9 protein-coding genes are annotated in these 17,868 nt (G+C 56.3%); 5 read left to right on the top strand and 4 right to left on the bottom strand.

Annotation, left to right across the window (positions count from 1 at the left end):
• Positions 1–153 precede the first annotated feature (153 nt).
• Complete coding sequence (locus tag FRC98_RS18805; RefSeq protein ID WP_146982967.1) at positions 154–951, bottom strand: hypothetical protein; 798 nt, start codon at positions 949–951, stop codon at positions 154–156.
• 582 nt (positions 952–1,533) lie between these two features.
• On the opposite strand from FRC98_RS18805, the gene FRC98_RS18800 reads away from it, so the two are divergent.
• The 5 genes from FRC98_RS18800 (at position 1,534) to FRC98_RS18780 (ending at position 11,599) form a co-directional block, all read left to right on the top strand.
• Positions 1,534–2,136 carry a hypothetical protein gene (locus tag FRC98_RS18800; RefSeq protein WP_146982966.1) on the top strand — a complete coding sequence of 201 codons (603 nt, stop codon included), beginning with the start codon at positions 1,534–1,536 and terminating at the stop codon, positions 2,134–2,136.
• Positions 2,120–3,175, top strand: a complete 1,056-nt coding sequence (locus FRC98_RS18795) for a helix-turn-helix domain-containing protein (RefSeq protein WP_230467804.1) — start codon at positions 2,120–2,122, stop codon at positions 3,173–3,175. The genes FRC98_RS18800 and FRC98_RS18795 overlap by 17 nt, the downstream gene beginning before the upstream one ends.
• 515 nt (positions 3,176–3,690) lie before the next feature.
• Positions 3,691–6,540, top strand: coding sequence for an SNF2-related protein (locus FRC98_RS18790; RefSeq protein ID WP_146982964.1), 2,850 nt, complete (start codon positions 3,691–3,693; stop codon positions 6,538–6,540).
• An 8-nt stretch (positions 6,541–6,548) separates the two neighbouring features.
• On the top strand, positions 6,549–8,285 hold the full coding sequence (locus FRC98_RS18785; RefSeq protein ID WP_146982963.1) for a site-specific DNA-methyltransferase: 1,737 nt from the start codon (positions 6,549–6,551) through the stop codon (positions 8,283–8,285).
• A complete protein-coding gene (locus FRC98_RS18780; protein ID WP_146982962.1) occupies positions 8,282–11,599 on the top strand; it encodes a DEAD/DEAH box helicase family protein in 3,318 nt (1,105 codons plus the stop codon). Before FRC98_RS18785 ends, FRC98_RS18780 begins: the two co-directional genes overlap by 4 nt.
• A gap of 125 nt (positions 11,600–11,724) precedes the next feature.
• On the opposite strand, the gene FRC98_RS18775 is transcribed toward FRC98_RS18780, so the two are convergent.
• From FRC98_RS18775 to FRC98_RS18765, 3 genes are read right to left on the bottom strand one after another with little or no spacing between them, the layout of a single operon-like run.
• Positions 11,725–14,076 carry a DUF4268 domain-containing protein gene (locus FRC98_RS18775; protein WP_230467791.1) on the bottom strand — a complete coding sequence of 784 codons (2,352 nt, stop codon included), beginning with the start codon at positions 14,074–14,076 and terminating at the stop codon, positions 11,725–11,727.
• A gap of 57 nt (positions 14,077–14,133) precedes the next feature.
• Positions 14,134–15,582, bottom strand: coding sequence for a restriction endonuclease (locus FRC98_RS18770; protein ID WP_146982961.1), 1,449 nt, complete (start codon positions 15,580–15,582; stop codon positions 14,134–14,136).
• Positions 15,583–15,636: 54 nt separating this feature from the next.
• Positions 15,637–17,403 carry a DUF262 domain-containing protein gene (locus FRC98_RS18765; RefSeq protein WP_146982960.1) on the bottom strand — a complete coding sequence of 589 codons (1,767 nt, stop codon included), beginning with the start codon at positions 17,401–17,403 and terminating at the stop codon, positions 15,637–15,639.
• Positions 17,404–17,868 lie beyond the last annotated feature (465 nt).

The following is a 17,868-nucleotide window of genomic DNA, read 5'->3' as shown; positions in this document are numbered from 1 at the left end:
AAGTCCCACGGCTAAGCAGGCTTACCTCCACTTCGACGCCAAACGCCCCGACTCAGCGCGCTTACCTCCCCAACATACCCACAAAAAAACCCTCCAGACTCACCGGAGGGTTTTCTCGCTCACACCTGCTTACGGGTTCTCACCACCCACCCATCACGCATCGACGGGCTCCACCACAGGCGCCGGGTCGGCCGAAGGCCCGTCGTTCACCACCACATCACCCGCCACGGGCGAGGTGGGGTCGGCGAGTACCGGGTCGGCCGCGGTACGAGAATCGTACATGGTGGTGATGGCCGGCATGAGCTGGCGAATGCTCGCATCGGCATCAAGCGAGAGCGCCGCGTCGACGAACTGACGCGCCGCCACGTAGGCGCGGCGAGCCTGGGCGCGCGCGGCAAAGAGCTGCTGCATGGCCTTGACCGCATCGGCATTCTCGGCATCGGCGACTTTCAGCGCCTGGGAGAACGCCTCCTGCGCGCCCTGCGCCTCGACCACGACGGGGTGATCCGCGCCCAACGCCTCTTCGGCATAACCCAGCGCGGTGCCCATCACCGAACCCGTCCGGTCGACTCCCAGCGCCCGAAAGCCCGAGGGCGGCAGCGGCATCCCCCGATCCAGGCGCTCCTTCAAAAGCTCCGCGTCCGCCGACGCATCCGCCACCGCCAGATAATACGTGGCCTGCGCCGTGGCGTAGAGGCGCTCATACGCCACCTCCACTTCCACCTCCGCCCGCGCCACGTCCTCACTCGCCCGCACCGCCTCCTCGCCCTCCGCCAGCGCCTCACGCACGGCCTGGCTGTAGGGCACCAGACGACCCTCCAGAAGCTCCACCGCCAACTCCAGCGCGCGCCGACCGTGCGGATCCTCGGTCTTCGGCGCCACCGTCTTGAGCCGGTCCGCGCTACGCTCCATCCACGCCTTCAACATCACATCAAACTTGGCCTCAGACATCAGAACACTCCTTTTTCGGAAGTGCCCGCCCATCCCCCAGAGCGCTCGCCAGCGCCCGTACCATTACGGGCGAGGAGGTGATGCGTTCTGGATTACCAGCAGCGGTGTCTCCCCCCGGGGGAGACGTGGTGTTTGTGAATGAGAACGTTGTGCCACGGGAGAGGTGGGGGTGGCAAGGGAGAGGTGGGAAGGCGCGCGAGAGCGTAAGGCGATGGGGAAAAGAGTCATCAGGTACATATCCGGCGGCGACCCGAGGTGGAGCGCCTTGTGCGGAACGTGTGCAGCTCACTTCCGTGGGCTGACATCCTGGCCACTATTCAAACTGACTCTGACAGGTTTGGCTTGGCCAAGCGCCGTCGTCGTGAAACGAGCCATAAGCCGATGATTTTACGGGACATATTGCAACTTCCAAGCGCACTTCCTCCGGCTTCTTCGGAAACCTTACAGCCGACTCCTTGAAGAAAAAGCGTGCCACCGGACGTAACCACTTGCGCGATTAATTTTTCCGGATAGAATATTCTGGCCAGGGAAATTAAGTGATTGGCCAGAGATTACGTATGGACCATGGATAAAGGACCGAATTTGAAAGCGATTGATCGAGAAGAGGCCAAGGAACTCCTGAAACCATATCGGGAGAGCCTGATGGCTATTGTCGAGGCGGCCGATTACAAGGAGCCCGTCTTTGATTTCCTAATTTCCAAAACCAGTCGGGCGAATCTACGCCATGATGCGATGAGCCACCAAGCGGCTGTAACTCTGGATCAGACTTTCTACCGTATCCCAGATCCTAGAACCTGCATGTGGGGCGGTGACGCCTTCGTCTTGCGTTTCCGGAAAATCGAGAAAAACGGCTCCGTAGGCGGTTATGCCACGGAACGTGCATCCCATCTCAAACAATCCGGACAGTTACAGATCTTTCAGTCGCGAGCCGAGGAGGGCAAGGAGTTACCGATATTCTCGGTCGGTTATTTGGCAGATGACGATACGGGGGCGATTGAAGATTTCCTCATTTCGGCATATGAGGACGGCAAGCCCGCATGGGTCATGAGCTTGTCCGAGCTGTACGAGATTGAGCTCCCCACACAGGTTCCTCTGAATATTTCCCCCGAAACTTCCCGCCGTACAACTGTCCGCGTGAAGGACGATTTGAAAGCAACGAAAGGTGGTGATGACTCGGCTACATAGTGACAAATTACGCCTTGCACGCTGGCTACGAACAACCACGCAAGCTGAGTTGTCAGCTAGCTCGGGCGTTTCTCAGGCAAAAATCTCCAAAATTGAAAACGGGCTTGAATCAGGTGATGATGATATTGCTGATGCAATCGAATCAGCACTTAATCTGGCACCTGGTTTTCTCCGAGCTACCGGGACACGCTCTTCACTTCCTGAACATTTTTATCGGAAGCGAGCATCGATCCTCGTACGCGAACAACGCTGGATCGAAGCAGTTGTCGTGTTAGCCCGGCAGGGTATAGCAGCACTCTGTGAATCAGTCAGCATCGAACCCAGCTTCCCAACGCCTCGCATTCCCTGCAATTTAAATACAATAAATCCGGCTAGCGACGTCGCGCGTGACGTGCGCAGACTTTTGATGATTCCTGAAGGGCCGATTCGCTCTTTGGTAGATGTCATCGAAAGTACTGGCACCATAATTATACCTATTTATGGGGCACCTTCCACGTTTGACGCGATGGCATCCCCCGCAGTTACAGGAAGCCCTTGGGACCTTATCTTTTTCAATCCTGAAATGCCGGGTGACCGAATTCGATTCACACTCGCGCATGAGTTCGGACACCTCATTATGCATCGCGGACAGAGCGAAAACTGCGAAGAAGAAGCAGATGATTTTGCTTCAGAGTTCTTACTACCAGCGGCGAATCTACGACCACTACTTCGAGGGCTTGATTTAGATAGAGCGCTTCAACTAAAACAGATTTGGGGTTCGTCAATTGGCGCTCTCGTTTATAAAGCAAATGCGCTTGGATGCATTTCGAGCAATCGCTACCGTTCTCTGCAAGTAATGATCAGTCAACGCGGATGGAGAAAAGATGAACCAGGTCACGTACCGGCCCCTCAACCTGGACTCTTTCACGAGATAATAAACATTCATTTAAACAATTTGAACTATAGCATTGGTGACATTGGGCACCTTTTTGGGGTATCTGGCAGAGAATTCCAAGATCAATACTTTCCACAAAGTTTAGGCCTTCGCATTGTCAAATAAAATCACATACAATTGCAAGACCAAACCACTTACGTCCAGGAAGCTTTTTTGGTTTAATTGGTTACCTTGCCAATACTCAAGCGATGTCAACATCGCTCAAGACAAAACACACAACAAGACCCACCAACCCAATACATATCCCATCAAAACAATACGCAAAAACAGAACGTCGCACAATCAACACATAAAAACACAAACAACCCACCCAGCCTCAATTTATCCAGGACCAAAGAAACCTTACTTAATCTTGAGCGATTTATTCAGTCATGATAGCTTGCACGGCGGTTAAACAAGTCAAGCTGGCTCATGGCGCTGGAGACCTAGCGACGCCGAAAGAAAAGGCTTGTTCGTCGGTCGGTGACGTAGCGAAACATTCTGGGATTGCAAATGACTCGGCCTGTTGCAGGACCGAGTCAAAAGGCATGCCCCGCTCCCCACATTGGTCGTCTTGGGAAGTTCAAAATGTCGCAGGTTGGCATTTGGATCGACGTGGGCGGCATATGCGAGCCAGTTCGATGACGACGGATTTTCACGCACAATATTGGGCATATACGCTGACCGTTCAGGGATCGCCGGACTCTGTGGACGGCTTGTCGCGTGCTATTTCTAATGCCCGTGTGGACCTCAACCCGCACCAGGTGGATGCTGCCCTCTTCGCTCTCAAGTCTCCGCTATCTAAAGGCGTGATCCTCGCCGATGAGGTCGGCCTCGGGAAGACAATCGAGGCCGGGCTCGTCATTTCGCAACGATGGGCTGAACGACGCAGGCACATACTGGTCGTTGTGCCGGCCTCGCTGCGAAAGCAATGGCAGCAGGAGTTATGGGAGAAGTTCTTCATCCCGTCGGTAGTGCTGGAGCGGAAGGCATGGATGCGGCTCCAGGCCGATGGCAAGCCCAACCCCTTCGATCTCGGCGATCAGGTAGTCATCTGCTCCTATTATTTTGCCGCAAAACACCGCGAGGCGGTGTCCCATGTCCCGTGGGACCTCGCGGTCATCGACGAGGCTCACCGCCTTCGGAACGTCTACAAGAAGGGTAACAAGACGGCGAAAGCACTTTCTGCAGGACTTGCCCACGCAACAAAGCTGCTGCTGACGGCAACCCCGCTCCAGAACTCGCTGATGGAGTTGTACGGGCTCGCCAGCGTTATTGACCCGCATTTATTCGGCGACCCCGCCTCGTTCCGAGAACAATTTGTTCGCGAGCCCGACGAGGAATTGCGCAATCGGCTCTTAAAGCAACGCATCAGCGAGGTTTGCCAGCGCACGTTGCGGGAGCAGGTGTTGGAGTACGTCCGCTTCACGGAACGTATCCCGGTTACCCACGAATTCTACGCCAGCGACGCAGAGCAGCGGCTGTACGACGATGTCTCCGAATATCTCCGCAGGGACACTCTTTACGGTCTGCCCTCTGCCCAACGCACCCTGATGACCATGGTGCTCCGCAAGCTCCTCGCCTCGTCCTCGTTCGCTATCGGGGCGACGCTCGAGCGCTTGCTGTACCGTTTGCGCGAACTTCAGGAGGATGTGCGCAGGGGCGCTGCCATCGACCTTCATGACGATGTCGAAGAGGACTTCGAGACCGTTGAGGAAGTTCAAGACGACTGGGAACATGACGAATCCCCAGACTTCGAAAACGGCGATATCGACCCTGAGCTGTTGGCCCAGGAGATCGCCATCATCGAAGCGTGCTCGCAGCTCGCCACAAACATCCAGTCCAACGCCAAAGGCGACGCACTGCTGCGAGCATTATCACAGGCCTTCGAGCAGGCAGACGCCGTAGGCGCTCCGAAGAAGGCCGTGGTCTTCACCGAATCGCGGCGCACGCAAGACTACCTTTACCGACTTCTGACATCGAACGGTTATGAGAAGCGCGTCGTGATGATTAATGGCAGCAACAACGACGAGGCTGCCAAAGCCGTTTACGCTGAGTGGCTTGATCGCCATGTAGATGATGGCGTACCCACCGGTGCCCGAGCTGTTGATGTGCGAGCCGCGATCACCGAGGAATTCAAAAACAACGCGGCCATACTCCTGGCAACTGAAGCGGCTGCCGAAGGTGTAAACCTCCAGTTTTGCTCCCTCGTATTCAACTACGACCTGCCCTGGAATCCTCAGCGTGTCGAGCAGCGAATCGGGCGCTGTCACCGTTACGGCCAGACGCATGATGTTGTGGTGGTGAACTTCGTCAATGAACGCAACGCCGCGGACCGCCGCGTCCTCGATCTCCTCTCCGAGAAGTTCCGACTGTTCGAAGGCGTCTTCGGCGCCTCTGATGATGTGCTCGGTGCAGTCGAGTCCGGCGTGGATATTGAGCGGCGGATCACTGACATCTATCAGCGATGCCGCACCGCCGAGGATATTGCTGCTGCTTTCGACGAACTTCGGGCCGAACTCGACGAGCAGATCACAACAAAGATGAGTGAGACTCGAGAACGCCTTCTCGAACACTTCGACGAGGACGTGCAAGCCCGACTCCGCGTTCACCGTGACCTGGCGCAAGCATCGCTGGACGAACGGGGCCGAATGCTGCTGAACCTCACCCGCCACGAGCTCGGCAACGACGCCACCTTCGCTACCGACCATCCCCGGTTCAAATACCATGGCGCTGCGGCCCGGCATGGATGGTACAGCCTCGATTGGAGGGTCGCGGAGGCAGAAGGACTCGTTTTCTACCGCGTCGACCACCCCCTTGCCCGAAATATCATCGACGACGCAAGACAACGGCCACTCACGGTCCAACACCTGACCTTCAACTACGCCGCCTATGGCTCATCCATTGCAGTGTTGGAACCCTATGTGGGTCGTAGCGGGTGGCTAGCATGCAGCCTGCTAACCGTGAATTCCGTAACCGATGAGCAGTTCATCGTTTTGGCCGCAATCACCACTGACGGTGAGGTGCTCGACGGCGAGTGGTGCCGCCGGCTAATGCGCCTTGATGCAATGGCTAAGGACGTCGACGCTTCCCCTCCGGAGCTCACTCCTGCAGTCACCACTCAGATCAACGGGCATCTCCGGGAGGTGGAAACCCGCAATGGGCGCTACTTTGACGCCGAAGTGCAGAAGCTCGACCGTTGGTCGGATGACCTCAAGCTGGGCCTGGAACGAGAGTTGAAAGAACTGGACTCAGAGATTCGAGCCAAACGCAAAGAATCAGCCGTCGCTCTCGCTCTGGCAGATAAACTCGCCGCGCAACGGGAAATCAAAGCCCTTGAGCAACGCCGGAATCGCAAGCGTCGAGACCTCTACGAAGAACAAGACAAGATTGACGAACAACGGGCAGAAATCATTGACGGAATCGAGCGGCAACTTCGCACCACTCACGCAATACAACGGCTGTTCACCGTTCAATGGACTATACAATAGGAGTAATGATGTCGAAGAAAATCAAGCTAGAGCTGACATGGATCGGTAAAGATAAACGACCTCGCCTGGAACCGAGGATCCTACTTGAAGACCCTGAGCTAAGCTACGCCGCTGAAAACCGGGTTAGCGAGAATGACATTTTCGATAATATATTAATTCACGGTGATAACCTACTTGCGCTGAAGGCATTGGAGCAAGACTTTTCGGGCAAAGTGAAGTGTATCTTTATTGACCCACCTTATAATACTGGTTCTGCATTCGAGCAGTATGACGATGGTTTGGAGCACTCTATCTGGCTTTCATTAATGCGCCATCGTTTAGACCTTCTTCGTTCTTTATTGTCTAGTGACGGGAGCATTTGGATCACCATTGATGACCACGAGGTGCACTATTTAAAGATTGTATGCGATGAGGTATTTGGGCGAGACAACTTCGTAGCAAATCTTGTGTGGGAAAAGAAGTACGCACCGGCGAATGATGCACTTTGGTTCTCAGACAATCATGACCATATATTAGTCTATGCAAAAGACAAGCAATCCTGGAGGCCAAATCGATTGCCACGTACTGAAGAACAAAACAAACACTATAAGAATCCAGACAACGATCCTCGAGGACGTTGGATGTCTGATAACTACACTTGCGCAAAATCAGCGAAAGAACGGCCAAATCTTTATTACCCTATTATTAATCCACACACCAAAGAAGAGATATGGCCAAAAAAAACAAGAGTCTGGGCCTTCTCTCACGAAACACATCAAGAACATGTTTCAGAGAATCGCATTTATTGGGGAAAAAATGGAACTAATAGTACTCCTCGACTTAAAAAGTTTTTAGCCGATCTGCGCCAAAAGGGACGTGTATCTACGACGATCTGGCCATACTCAGAAGTTGGACACACTCAAGACGCAAAGCGAGAGCAGAAGGCCTTATCTGGCCTATTGGCAGGAGCTTTATTCGCAACACCAAAACCTGAGCGCCTTCTGCATCGCGTTATTACGCTTGCAACGGATGAAGGCGATCTCGTACTCGATTCTTTCCTTGGATCAGGTACAACAGCAGCAGTGGCACACAAGATGCGTCGACGTTGGATTGGAATAGAGCTGGGACGACACGCGATGACCCATTGTCAGCCAAGAATGACCGCCATAATAAAGAATCAGGATTCTGGGGGAGTGACAGAGGTCACCGACTGGTCGGGCGGCGGCGGCTTCCGTTTCTACCGACTAGCTCCATCGCTACTTGAAGAAGATAAGTGGGGCAACTGGGTCATCAATCGAGCATATAATAAAGAGATGTTGGCAGAAGCCATGTGCAAACTCGAAGGTTTTCAATACGACCCAAGTTCCACCATCTTCTGGATGCACGGCCAATCCACGGAAACCGACTACATCTACGTTACCACCCAGACTCTGACCCACGAGCAATTGCAGGTCATCAACGCTGAGGTCGGCGATGATCGCACATTGTTGATTTGCTGTTCCGCCTTCCGTGCCCGGCTTGAACAGTTCCCAAACCTTACTGTTAAAAAGATCCCGGCATCGGTCCTCTCACGGTGTGAATGGGGTAAGGACGACTACTCACTCAACGTGCAGACCGTCATGGGTGAAGAACCTGAAGAGTTTGAACCCGAGTCGGACGAGTTATTAAATGATTCACCGAAACGGAAGCAGAATAATGAAGGTCGTAAACACAAAATGCAAGAATTGCCGCTTTTCGCGACTATTATTGAAGGAGATGATAAATGAGCCGTATTGTAAATACCATTTCGGGCCGCCTGAGCCTTCGCCCACCCCAGCGAAGGTCGTTGGAGATCCTGCACCGTATTTGTGAAATCGCCGATCCAAGAAAGACCACGGATTTAGTCGCCGCTCTCGAAGTTATTCAGTCTGAATACCCCTCAGTCACTGACTTTGAGCGGGAATTCCCTTCCCTCTGTTTCGCCCTGGCTACAGGCGTTGGCAAGACACGCTTGATGGGAGCGTTCATTGCGTATCTCTACCTGACGCAGCGCAGCCGTCATTTCTTCGTCCTCGCACCAAACCTTACCATCTACAATAAACTTATCGCCGACTTTACACCTGGCACGTCGAAATACGTCTTTCAGGGGATTTCGGAGTTCGTCACTGCACCACCAGTAATCATTACAGGTGATAATTACGAGAGTGGCGTGGGCGTTCGAGATGAGGCTCGACTTCAAAAGAGCCTTTTCCGACCTGGTGGTGAAGACGCCGTTCATATCAACGTCTTCAACATCAGCAAGTTCAACAAGGACAACCGGAGCCGGAAAGGTGCCCCCAGGATGCGCCGACTCTCCGAGTATATTGGCGAGAGCTACTTCGATTATCTGGCGGGTCTCGAGGACCTTGTCGTGCTTATGGACGAAGCGCACCGCTACCGTGCAGATGCGGGAATGAAGGCCATCAATGAATTAAAACCCATACTGGGCCTGGAATTGACGGCTACACCCTTCGTTGAGTCTGCAAAAGGTCCTGTGCCTTTTGGAAACGCTATTTACTCTTACTCGCTAGCGCAGGCCATCGTCGACGGGTTCGTGAAAGAACCAGCCGTTGCTACTCGCAAGGATTTTGACGCCAGCGACCTCAGCAAAGAACAAATGGAGCGCATTAAATTGGAGGATGGTGTACGCCTGCACGAGCAAGTTAAAGCCGATCTTCAAACCTACGCGGCGAACACTGGAAAGCCTTACGTCAAACCATTCATGTTGGTTATTGCCCGCGACACGACCCATGCGTCCGACCTGATGGAGTTATTCAAGTCCGACACGTTCTTCGAGGGGCGTTATGCCAACCGGGTGATCGAGGTTCACTCGGCGCTTAAAGGCGATGAGAAAGAAGAAACCGTAGAGCGCTTGTTGGCCGTTGAAGACCCCTCGGAGCCCACAGAGATTGTCATCCACGTCAACATGCTCAAGGAAGGATGGGACGTCACAAACCTGTACACGATCGTCCCGTTGAGGGCTGCGAATGCCCGAACCCTCATCGAACAATCCATCGGTCGGGGTCTGCGCCTACCCTACGGCACGCGGGTCCGGAGATATGGTCAACCGCCCACGCATCCCGCGGATCGTCTTACCATCGTTGCTCACGACAAGTTTCAGGAGATCGTTGACGAGGCCAATCGCGGCGAGTCCATTATCCGCCGCATCGATACAATCTTTATCGATCCCGAAGAAGCTGAAAATGCCCCAAAACCAGTCGAAGTGCCGCCCTTAATTGATCAAACTCTTGGCGGAGATGATCAGCCTTCGATCCCAGGTCTGGGGCCGGCTCCTGCAGGAAACCCTGACCAGGGCACCGCGCCCGTCCTGCGGTCTGACACAACATCAGCCTTCAACACACCAACTGAAAAGAAGGTGGCGCAGGCAACACTGACGGCTATCACAAAGAAGGCAACGCTGCCTTCCGCGAAAACCCTTTTACAACCTGAACAGCAAACAAGACTAATGGAGGAAGTAAAAGCGCAGCTCCCCGACCAACAGGTATTAACTTATACCGATGCGGAGCTCGAGATACTTGTCAGACAGGCTACCGAAATTTATGTCAAACTTTCTATTGATATTCCTGAGGTAACGGTGGTTCCAACCGGCGAAGTCACGATCATTTATGATGACTTCGATCTTGACACCTCTAATCTTCCCGCTCTCCAACCGGTCGAAGAAGATATTTACATTCAACATCTGGTAAGCCACGAGCAGCAGGAATTATCATCCGATGGTGGAGGCATCAGTTATGAACGTCGTTTGGAAGACCATGTCGTGCGTGCCCTCATCGAATTTGCGGACGTAGATTACGATGCCAATTCCGACTTGCTCTACAAACTTTCAAGCCAGATGGTTTCCTTCCTCCAGGGTTATCTTCCTGATGGTGGGGCCGTGAAGAATGTTTTGGTTTTCTACCAGAAACGAATTGGCGATCTCGTCCACGGCCAAATGCTGGCTCATCAAAGGGAATTAGCGACCGGTTATGAGGTAAAAATACTGTCGGGACATCGCCCTCTCCAATCTTCAATACTTACGCTAAAGCCCAGCGAATCTCCTCGCAATTTCAGGGTGCCTGTCGAGGATAAACGGCGCATCACGCAAATGGCCTTTGGCGGGTTCTCAAAATGCCTGTATCCACTTCAAAAATTTCATTCCGATTCCGAGCGTAGATTTGCCGTATTATTAGAGACGGACACCGCGGTACAAAAATGGATTAAGCCAACGCGTGCGAACTTCCAGATCGTTCTTAAGGGTGGTTCGATCTACGAACCCGACTTCGTTGTCGAAGCAGACGATGCCTTTTATATTGCCGAGGTGAAGCAAAGTGGCGAGATGCAAAATTCTGACGTGCTGGCGAAGGCGGAAGCCGCGGCGGTGTGGTGCCGCTCAGCGACGCAGGCGGGGTCGAGCACAAAGCCCTGGCGCTATCTTCTCATCCCTCATGATAAGATCGTTGATAACGTGTCGCTGGCATGGTTGGCGAAGCAATACGAACATAGAGCCACCGCTCCGGCGGAGATTGTGGCAAGTGACGGCGGTCTCAGGGTGCTGCCTTTCAAGAAGTTAGAGAGCACGGAAATAAAGCCCTTCGAGAATTGCGTGCCTTTATATACTGATCTTAAAATCGCCGCCGGCCGATTTAGCGAAGAGCAAAGCGTAAATGCCGTGCCTCAGCAGGGAGAGATAGCGCACCCCGAAAACTACGACTGGGTCGCTTATCGTGGAAACTCCAGGCCTCGACGAGGCCTCTTCGTCGCTCAGGTGGTGGGTGAATCAATGAATAAACGCATCCCCAACGGCGCCTGGTGCGTATTCAATCTCGAACACGGAGCCCAGGGCCGGGGTGAAATTGTGCTCGCCCAACACAACAAGTTTCACGATGATAACCTGGGGCAGTACACCGTAAAATCTTATGAACGAGAGATTTTAGAAGGAGACGTGATTCGGGTTTATTTGCGGCCGCTGTCTACTGACACCTCCCAAAAGCCGATTGTGCTGGAGGACGGAATAGAAGGTGAGCTGCGCATTATCGCCGAGTTTGTTGAGGTATTACATTAAAATCGCCCCCCCCTCTCGAGACAAAAGGGAGGGGGGATGTTTTGATCATTAAAAACATCCACCGACCGAATATTTTGATTGAATCAAATTCAAACAAACCATCTATATTCAACATTAACATAGTTTCAACCTACTACCCCCTCCAACTCCCCAACCCTCTCCCCCAACACCCCATACAACCGCTCCATCGCCCCAACCGCCCTCCCAGCCACCTCGCCCCACCGAGCTTCGTCCGCCCATCCGCCAGGGACGGTATAGCTGATGCGCGACGCGCGTTTGTCGTCGAGACGCTGCCATAACAGGCTGTCGCCAAACGCCGCTTCGATCGCGTCACGCTCGGCATAGAGTGCGTCGAAAACCGCCTTGTTGTCGGCGGCGTCCAGGCTATCGATGTAGAGCTCCGCGCGGGTTTCGTCGGTGAGCACCACGTAGTTCCACCACTGGCCGTGGCGGCGCGCGCCGAGCCAGTGATTCTGGCCGGGGGAGATGTTTTGGTGCAGGTCGTGCCGCGCCTTCGCGACCGGCAGAAGCACCTCCCAGAACTTATAGCGCACGTTGGGGCTATCCGGACGGCTGCCCGCGTCCGGTGCCCGTCCTTTGGCCTCCAGATCGACAATCTCCCCATGCACCGGAGCCCTCTCCCCACCCCCATCCACCTCCAACCGACTCGGATTCCACACCCACTCCGCAATCCTTATATACAACTCCTGCCGCTCGGCCTGGGCCTCGGGGCCGAAGCTCTCGTAGGGCTTGAACGCCAGTCCGGTGCGCTCGCGCAGCGCGCGGAAACCCGGGCTTTTCGCATACGCCGCCGGGTGCAGGCTCCTCGCCAGCATCGACTCGCCCTGGGTGACGTAGGCGTCGCGTTTGGCCTCAAACGTGGCGTCGCCGAGGCTCTGGTTGAGGCCGCGTTGCAGGAGGAGCAGGCCGCCCAGGCGGTTGCGCTCGGTCTCGAATTCGGAGGGGTGGGCAAAGTCGTCGGCGAAGCGGTCGTAGTCGTCGGCCCAGATATGTTCGATCTCGAAGGGGCGCGCGCGGCCCTGGGAGACGAGGTCTTCGAAGTGGGAGGTCAGGCCGCATTGGGCGTCGACCCAGTGGGTGAGGCGCGCGAGGATATGGCGGATCTGGCGGTAATTTTGATTATGCAGGCGCAGGCGCGGCTGGGTGACGAAGGTCTCGGGCTGGGCGTCAAGCTGCTCGCGTAAGAAGTCGGAGAGTTCCTGGACGTTTCGGTGGCGCAGCTCGCGGGTGAGCATGAAGAGCGTGTACTTGACCGAGGAGTAGGCGATCGTCCGAAAGTTCCAGACGCGGCGCGCAAGCCAGATGTCGAGGAAGTCCGCGACCAGGCGGACCTTCTGGCGTACCACCTCGTCGGAGTCGCTCGGGTGGAGTGCGGCGAGTAGGGCCTGGTGTTGGAGTGTGAAACCCCGGTCCTCGTTGTAGAAGATGGACTCCCAGCCCTCGGTGATCTGCGTCGAGGCGCGGCGGATGGCGAGCGCGTATTTGCCGTAGAAGTTCAGGTCGCGCTGCACAAAGCGCACATAACTCTCGGAGCTTTTCAGGCCAATGCGCTCCCGCTGGTCGCGCACCCAACGATGAAATTCGGAGCCGATGCGCTCGTAGTCTTTGTTCTCGGCGCCCTTTTTGCCCGGGCGAATCGTCTCGGCGTAGCGGGCGCGCAGCCAGTTTTTAAAAAAGTCGATGTCTTCGTCATCACCGAACTCTTTAAAGGCCTGCATATGGACCTTCCAGGTGGTGTTGACCGCCCGCTGGTCCTCCTCATCGGTGATATTGGCGAGCACGTAGCCCTTGAGCATCTCCGCCAGACTCAGCGAGAGGCCGCGGTCGTTCATCGTCTCGAAGATGGTGTAGGCGTCTTCGTCCGAATAGGCCTCGATCTCCACGAGGTGCACGTTCTCAAGAAGCCAGTCCACAAAGTAGGGGAGCACCTCGGCGGAGATTTCTTCGGGGAAATGATCCCCAATATTTTCGTAGCGCCGCGCGATCGTCACCACCGACTCGCCGGCACCATGCAGGTTGGGCACCTCGCCATCGAGCAGGGTCTGCATCACGCCCTCGCGCTCGGGTACGGCGAGGTTGAAGTTCTTTCGCCCGTAACGCTCGGAGTAGATGAGGTTTGTCACGTCGACGGCGCCCTCGATGCCGCGCTGCTGATGATTCAAAAAGATCAGCAGCAACGAGAGGGTGGTCAGGCGCTGCTGCCCATCCACAATAAAGCGCTGCCCGCGCTTATGGCTGATGACGATCGAGCCCAGGAAGTAATGCCCGTAGGTCTCGACGGCGGTGCGCGGATGCTCCGGCTGATAGAAGTCGAGAAACTTGCCGGTGAGGTCGTCGATGAGCTCGCGCACCTGGCGCTCCTGCCAGGCGTACTCGCGCTGGTAGAAGTCAATCGTGTAGCGCGCCCCGTCGAGCAGCTCGCGGACGGTGCGGGCGCGGCCTTCAATGCGTTTCATCAACGATCCTCCGGTCAACCATCATCGTTCGTCTCCCAGCACCCCACCACCCCCACCTCACTCCCGCGCCTCATCGCTAAAATCCCCCGGCTCCACCTCCAACAACTCCACCGTCCGCTTCCGTACGCCAATCCCATGCTCGATCAGCAGGTCGATGAGCTTATCTCCGTCGATGAGCGTGATGGGGGCGGTGCCAGTTGCGAAGGCCGCATCGATGGTTCCTTTGGAGAAGCGCGACGTGGTGATGATGGTGCCCCGCACGGCGTTGAATCGGTAAAGAGAGCCGCGAAGGGCGTCGAGGTCTTTGCGCTGGATGGCGCGCCTGTGGCGCTTGACCTGAACGACCTCACGGACCGAGGTGATCCCGAGCTCGATGTCGGCGACCACGTCCACGCCCCCATCGCCGGAGGGAGAGGTGACCTCGACGTTCTGGTAGTCCATCTCTTCCAGCAGACGCTTGATGAGGTGTTCAAAGGTGAAGGGGTCCATGTCGAGCAAGAGCTCGCGCAGGCTCTCACGGATGGTGCTCTCTTGCTGGCGGATCAGCGTCCAAATCTCGGGGTGCTCGCCGCCTCCCACCGAGTCCTCATCGCCGATGCGCTGGAGGTATTCGAGGCCCGCCTGCGTCACCGAGTACATGTTGCTCCGCCGCTCGATGAGGTCTCGCTCGCGCAGGTTGTTCAGACGGCGGCGTAGTGTGTCTTTAAAGGTCGAGTCCGTCCCAAAGCGCGAGCGCCGCTTTAAGTACTCCGACCAATCTTCGAGAAGGCCGCCGGTTCGCGCAGGGCCATTATCGGCAATGATCGAGAGAAGTTTCACCAACCCCTCGGCCTCATCCAAGGCGACCTCGGTGTCACCGCCCACGTGGTCGAGAAAATCCTGGCCGCTCGCGGTCAAGATCAGGCGTCCATCACGACCGTCTTCCACAAAATCGTACTTCTGCGCGAGCAGCCAGTGACCGTAGGTATAACGTGGGTTCACCCTGCCGTCGGACTGCGTCCAGATGGCCTCGGCAAGTTCGTGGTCATCGCCTTTTAACCGCTCTGGAATCCAGCTCGAGGGCTCGGTCCAGTCGACCGTTTTTTGCGGCGTTCCTCGCAGCTCCCCGATGGTGGATTGCAGGCCGGTGATTTGCTTACGCGAGCGCCCCGGCCATACCCGAAGGAGATGACGGAGCTCGGAGTACACGGGAAACAAGGGCACTCGCACCCGCTGGTCCGCGATGTCCTCACCGTCAGGCTGGGAGACCGAGTCCACGTCAACCGCTGCGACCACCTCACCCTGGTGTTTGCCTCGCAGCCCAAAGACGCCCGGCTTGATGCGGATAAAGGGACTCTGCTTCCCCTTTTGCTTGAGATCGACGGCAATCATCGCATTCAACGACGCATCCGGCGTGGCCGACGAGCTCTCCGCAAGACCGCCCTTAAGCACGGCTCTGGTGAGTTCCTGATAGTGCAGCGGTCCCCGCTCATTCAGCACATAAATGGCGGCTTCTCGAAGTGTCATTTTCTGGGTCATTTCAGCGATCCGGTTCATTGGCACATACGTTCAACTTGAAATTCACACCGCCCCCTCCACCTCCCCAACAACCTCCTCCCCCAACACCTCCTTTAACCTCCCCAACAACCTCTCCCTCCGCGCCTCATAAAAATCCATGAACCCCTCCATCGACTCCGGGACCTCGCCCAACCTATGACGCTCCACGAAGGCGGCGCGGCGGTCGGGCTCGGGCAACGCTCGTGTGAGCCAGGTGTGCGGGAGCGCGGCGTTTTTCTCTTTGTTGAGCACGCCGTCGAGGAGTTGCAGGTTCGCAATGCGGTCGGCGCAGTCGCTCCAGTCGGGGCGTTTTGCGGCGGCGATGCCCGCTTTGGCAAGACGGCGTTCGGTGAAGCGGCTTCGGGGGAAGACGTGATCGACGTGAAACTCGTGACGCAGATCGTGGAAGGGAAAGAGCAGCGTCAGGAGCGCAAAGGCGCGGCGGTCGCCGTAGGCGACATCCACCAGATCTTCGAGCTCTTCGGCCTCAAAGCGCAGCGCCTTGCCGCGGGAGCGCATCGTGGACTCGACCTCATCGATCGGGAAGTGCGTGGTGCCGTACTTTTGCAACGTCGCGCGGATGGCGGTGAGCATCGTATCAAGGCCGCTGCCCCAGATGCCTGATTTGAGCAAGGAGCGCACCAGCCAACCGCGGATGTTTTCGCGGTCCGCCCGGTAGGCGCTGCTGCTCAGGTAGCTGGCGTCGAGGTTGCGCTGGTAGAGGTAATACGCGATGGGCAATAGCGCGTTGTCGGCGCTCAGCGTCTTGCCGGAAAACCCAAAATCGGCCACCAGCTGCACGGTCAGCGAGAGCGCACGGGCGATGTCGCTCCAGCGGCGCTCCAGCTCGGCCATATTGTCGTGGTTGAAGTTCGTGACCTTAAAGCCGACGCTGCCGATGTCAGCGAGCATGAGGCCGGCTTTGAGAACAAAATCTTTGGAGAGGGAGAAGCCGAAGCGGGTGGCGTTGAGCTCGTCGACCAGCCCGTGAATCTCCTTGCGCGCGTCGCGGGTATCCCATTGCGCGGTGGCGATCGAGAGCAGCAGGTCGGAGTAGGAGAGGACGGTGCCACCGCTGTTGGTGCGGATGAAGATGTTGAGCACCTTATCGAGGTCCTGGGAGCCTTCTTCAAAATAGGAGATCAGCGGCTCGATATGCACGACCCTGTGCAAGCGGTCCAGCATCTCAAAGGCGTGGTCATTCATCGCCAGGTCGTTCTGCTGAATGTAGCGAAAGAGCTCGGGGCCAAGGCCCAGGTCGAGAATCCGCGACACCGGGAACCAGTGGTGGCCTTCAGAATGACGAGCGCGCCCCTCGGTCAGAAAACGAAAGTCATAGAGCATGCCCCCCTCATTATCGTCCGCCCTCGCAGCGATGTTCAGATAGAGACGCTTCTCGGGGTAGGCGTCGGGGTTGTTCCGCCACTTGCGCGGCTCTTTTTGTGCGTGACTCCCGCGAAGCCCGATGTTGAGCGCCGTGAGCCGCTGCTGCCCGTCGAGCACCGCCACCACCGACTGGTTGTTCGGCACTTCAATCGGCGGGCAATGCGGGCGCAGGCGTTGATGGTAGTCACGCACGAAGTCGTAAAATTTGTACTGGCGCACGTGATCCTGATCGACGCTCCAGAAGAGGAACGAGCCGATCGGATAGCCCTGCATCAGGCTGTCGAAGAGACGCGCAATCTGCGAGGGCCGCCAGACAAACTCGCGCTGAATGGCCGGCAACACATAGTCATGGCGGTGAATGCGCTCCAACGCCTTGTGAATGGTAATCGGGGTTTGGAAGCTCAAATCATCTCCTCAACAAGAGTTGCGCAAGGTTCGGTGCGGCAGGGGTTGCATGAGCACCCGTACCTGCCGAGACCGCTATAAGAGAGGACCACGCGTCAACCTGCCGGCTCTGCGCCCGAATCGCGAAAGACGAGGGCGTTGCCCGTCGCGTCCGATCATGAGGCTCAATGCGCGAGAAAACTCCCCGAAACGTGCGTGGTGTGGTGGCTACTACGCCGAACTTAGATACAAGTCTTTACCAGAGTGGCGACGGGCTGCCCAGCGGGGAAGTTGTGGGGCGATGGGGATGGATAAGAGATTTGGCCGTGGGGTGCGCGTGTCGGGCGAGTGGAGGCGTTGCCTCAAAAGTGCGTGTTGCCCCGATGGTGCAACGGTCCGATTCCGGACAACACCGAAGCCCAACCGAGCATTGGCGAGAGTTCTTTGCCGGGGTGCGGCCGGCCCCCATCCCGTGGCATAGTCAGC

It is taken from the genome of Lujinxingia vulgaris (assembly GCF_007997015.1).
Lineage (GTDB): Bacteria > Myxococcota_A > Bradymonadia > Bradymonadales > Bradymonadaceae > Lujinxingia > Lujinxingia vulgaris.
Note: the sequence above shows the minus strand (reverse complement) of the source record. Positions and strands in the feature narration are given on the sequence as shown.

Bases quoted from the DNA above. Each gene is read 5' to 3' on its own strand.
- FRC98_RS18805 (WP_146982967.1), bottom strand. From the start codon at position 951: ATGTCTGAGGCCAAGTTTGATGTGATGTTGAAGGCGTGGATGGAGCGT.
- FRC98_RS18795 (WP_230467804.1), top strand. From the start codon at position 2,120: ATGACTCGGCTACATAGTGACAAATTACGCCTTGCACGCTGGCTACGA.
- FRC98_RS18790 (WP_146982964.1), top strand. From the start codon at position 3,691: ATGACGACGGATTTTCACGCACAATATTGGGCATATACGCTGACCGTT.
- FRC98_RS18785 (WP_146982963.1), top strand. From the start codon at position 6,549: ATGTCGAAGAAAATCAAGCTAGAGCTGACATGGATCGGTAAAGATAAA.
- FRC98_RS18780 (WP_146982962.1), top strand. From the start codon at position 8,282: ATGAGCCGTATTGTAAATACCATTTCGGGCCGCCTGAGCCTTCGCCCA.
- FRC98_RS18775 (WP_230467791.1), bottom strand. From the start codon at position 14,076: ATGAAACGCATTGAAGGCCGCGCCCGCACCGTCCGCGAGCTGCTCGAC.
- FRC98_RS18770 (WP_146982961.1), bottom strand. From the start codon at position 15,582: ATGACACTTCGAGAAGCCGCCATTTATGTGCTGAATGAGCGGGGACCG.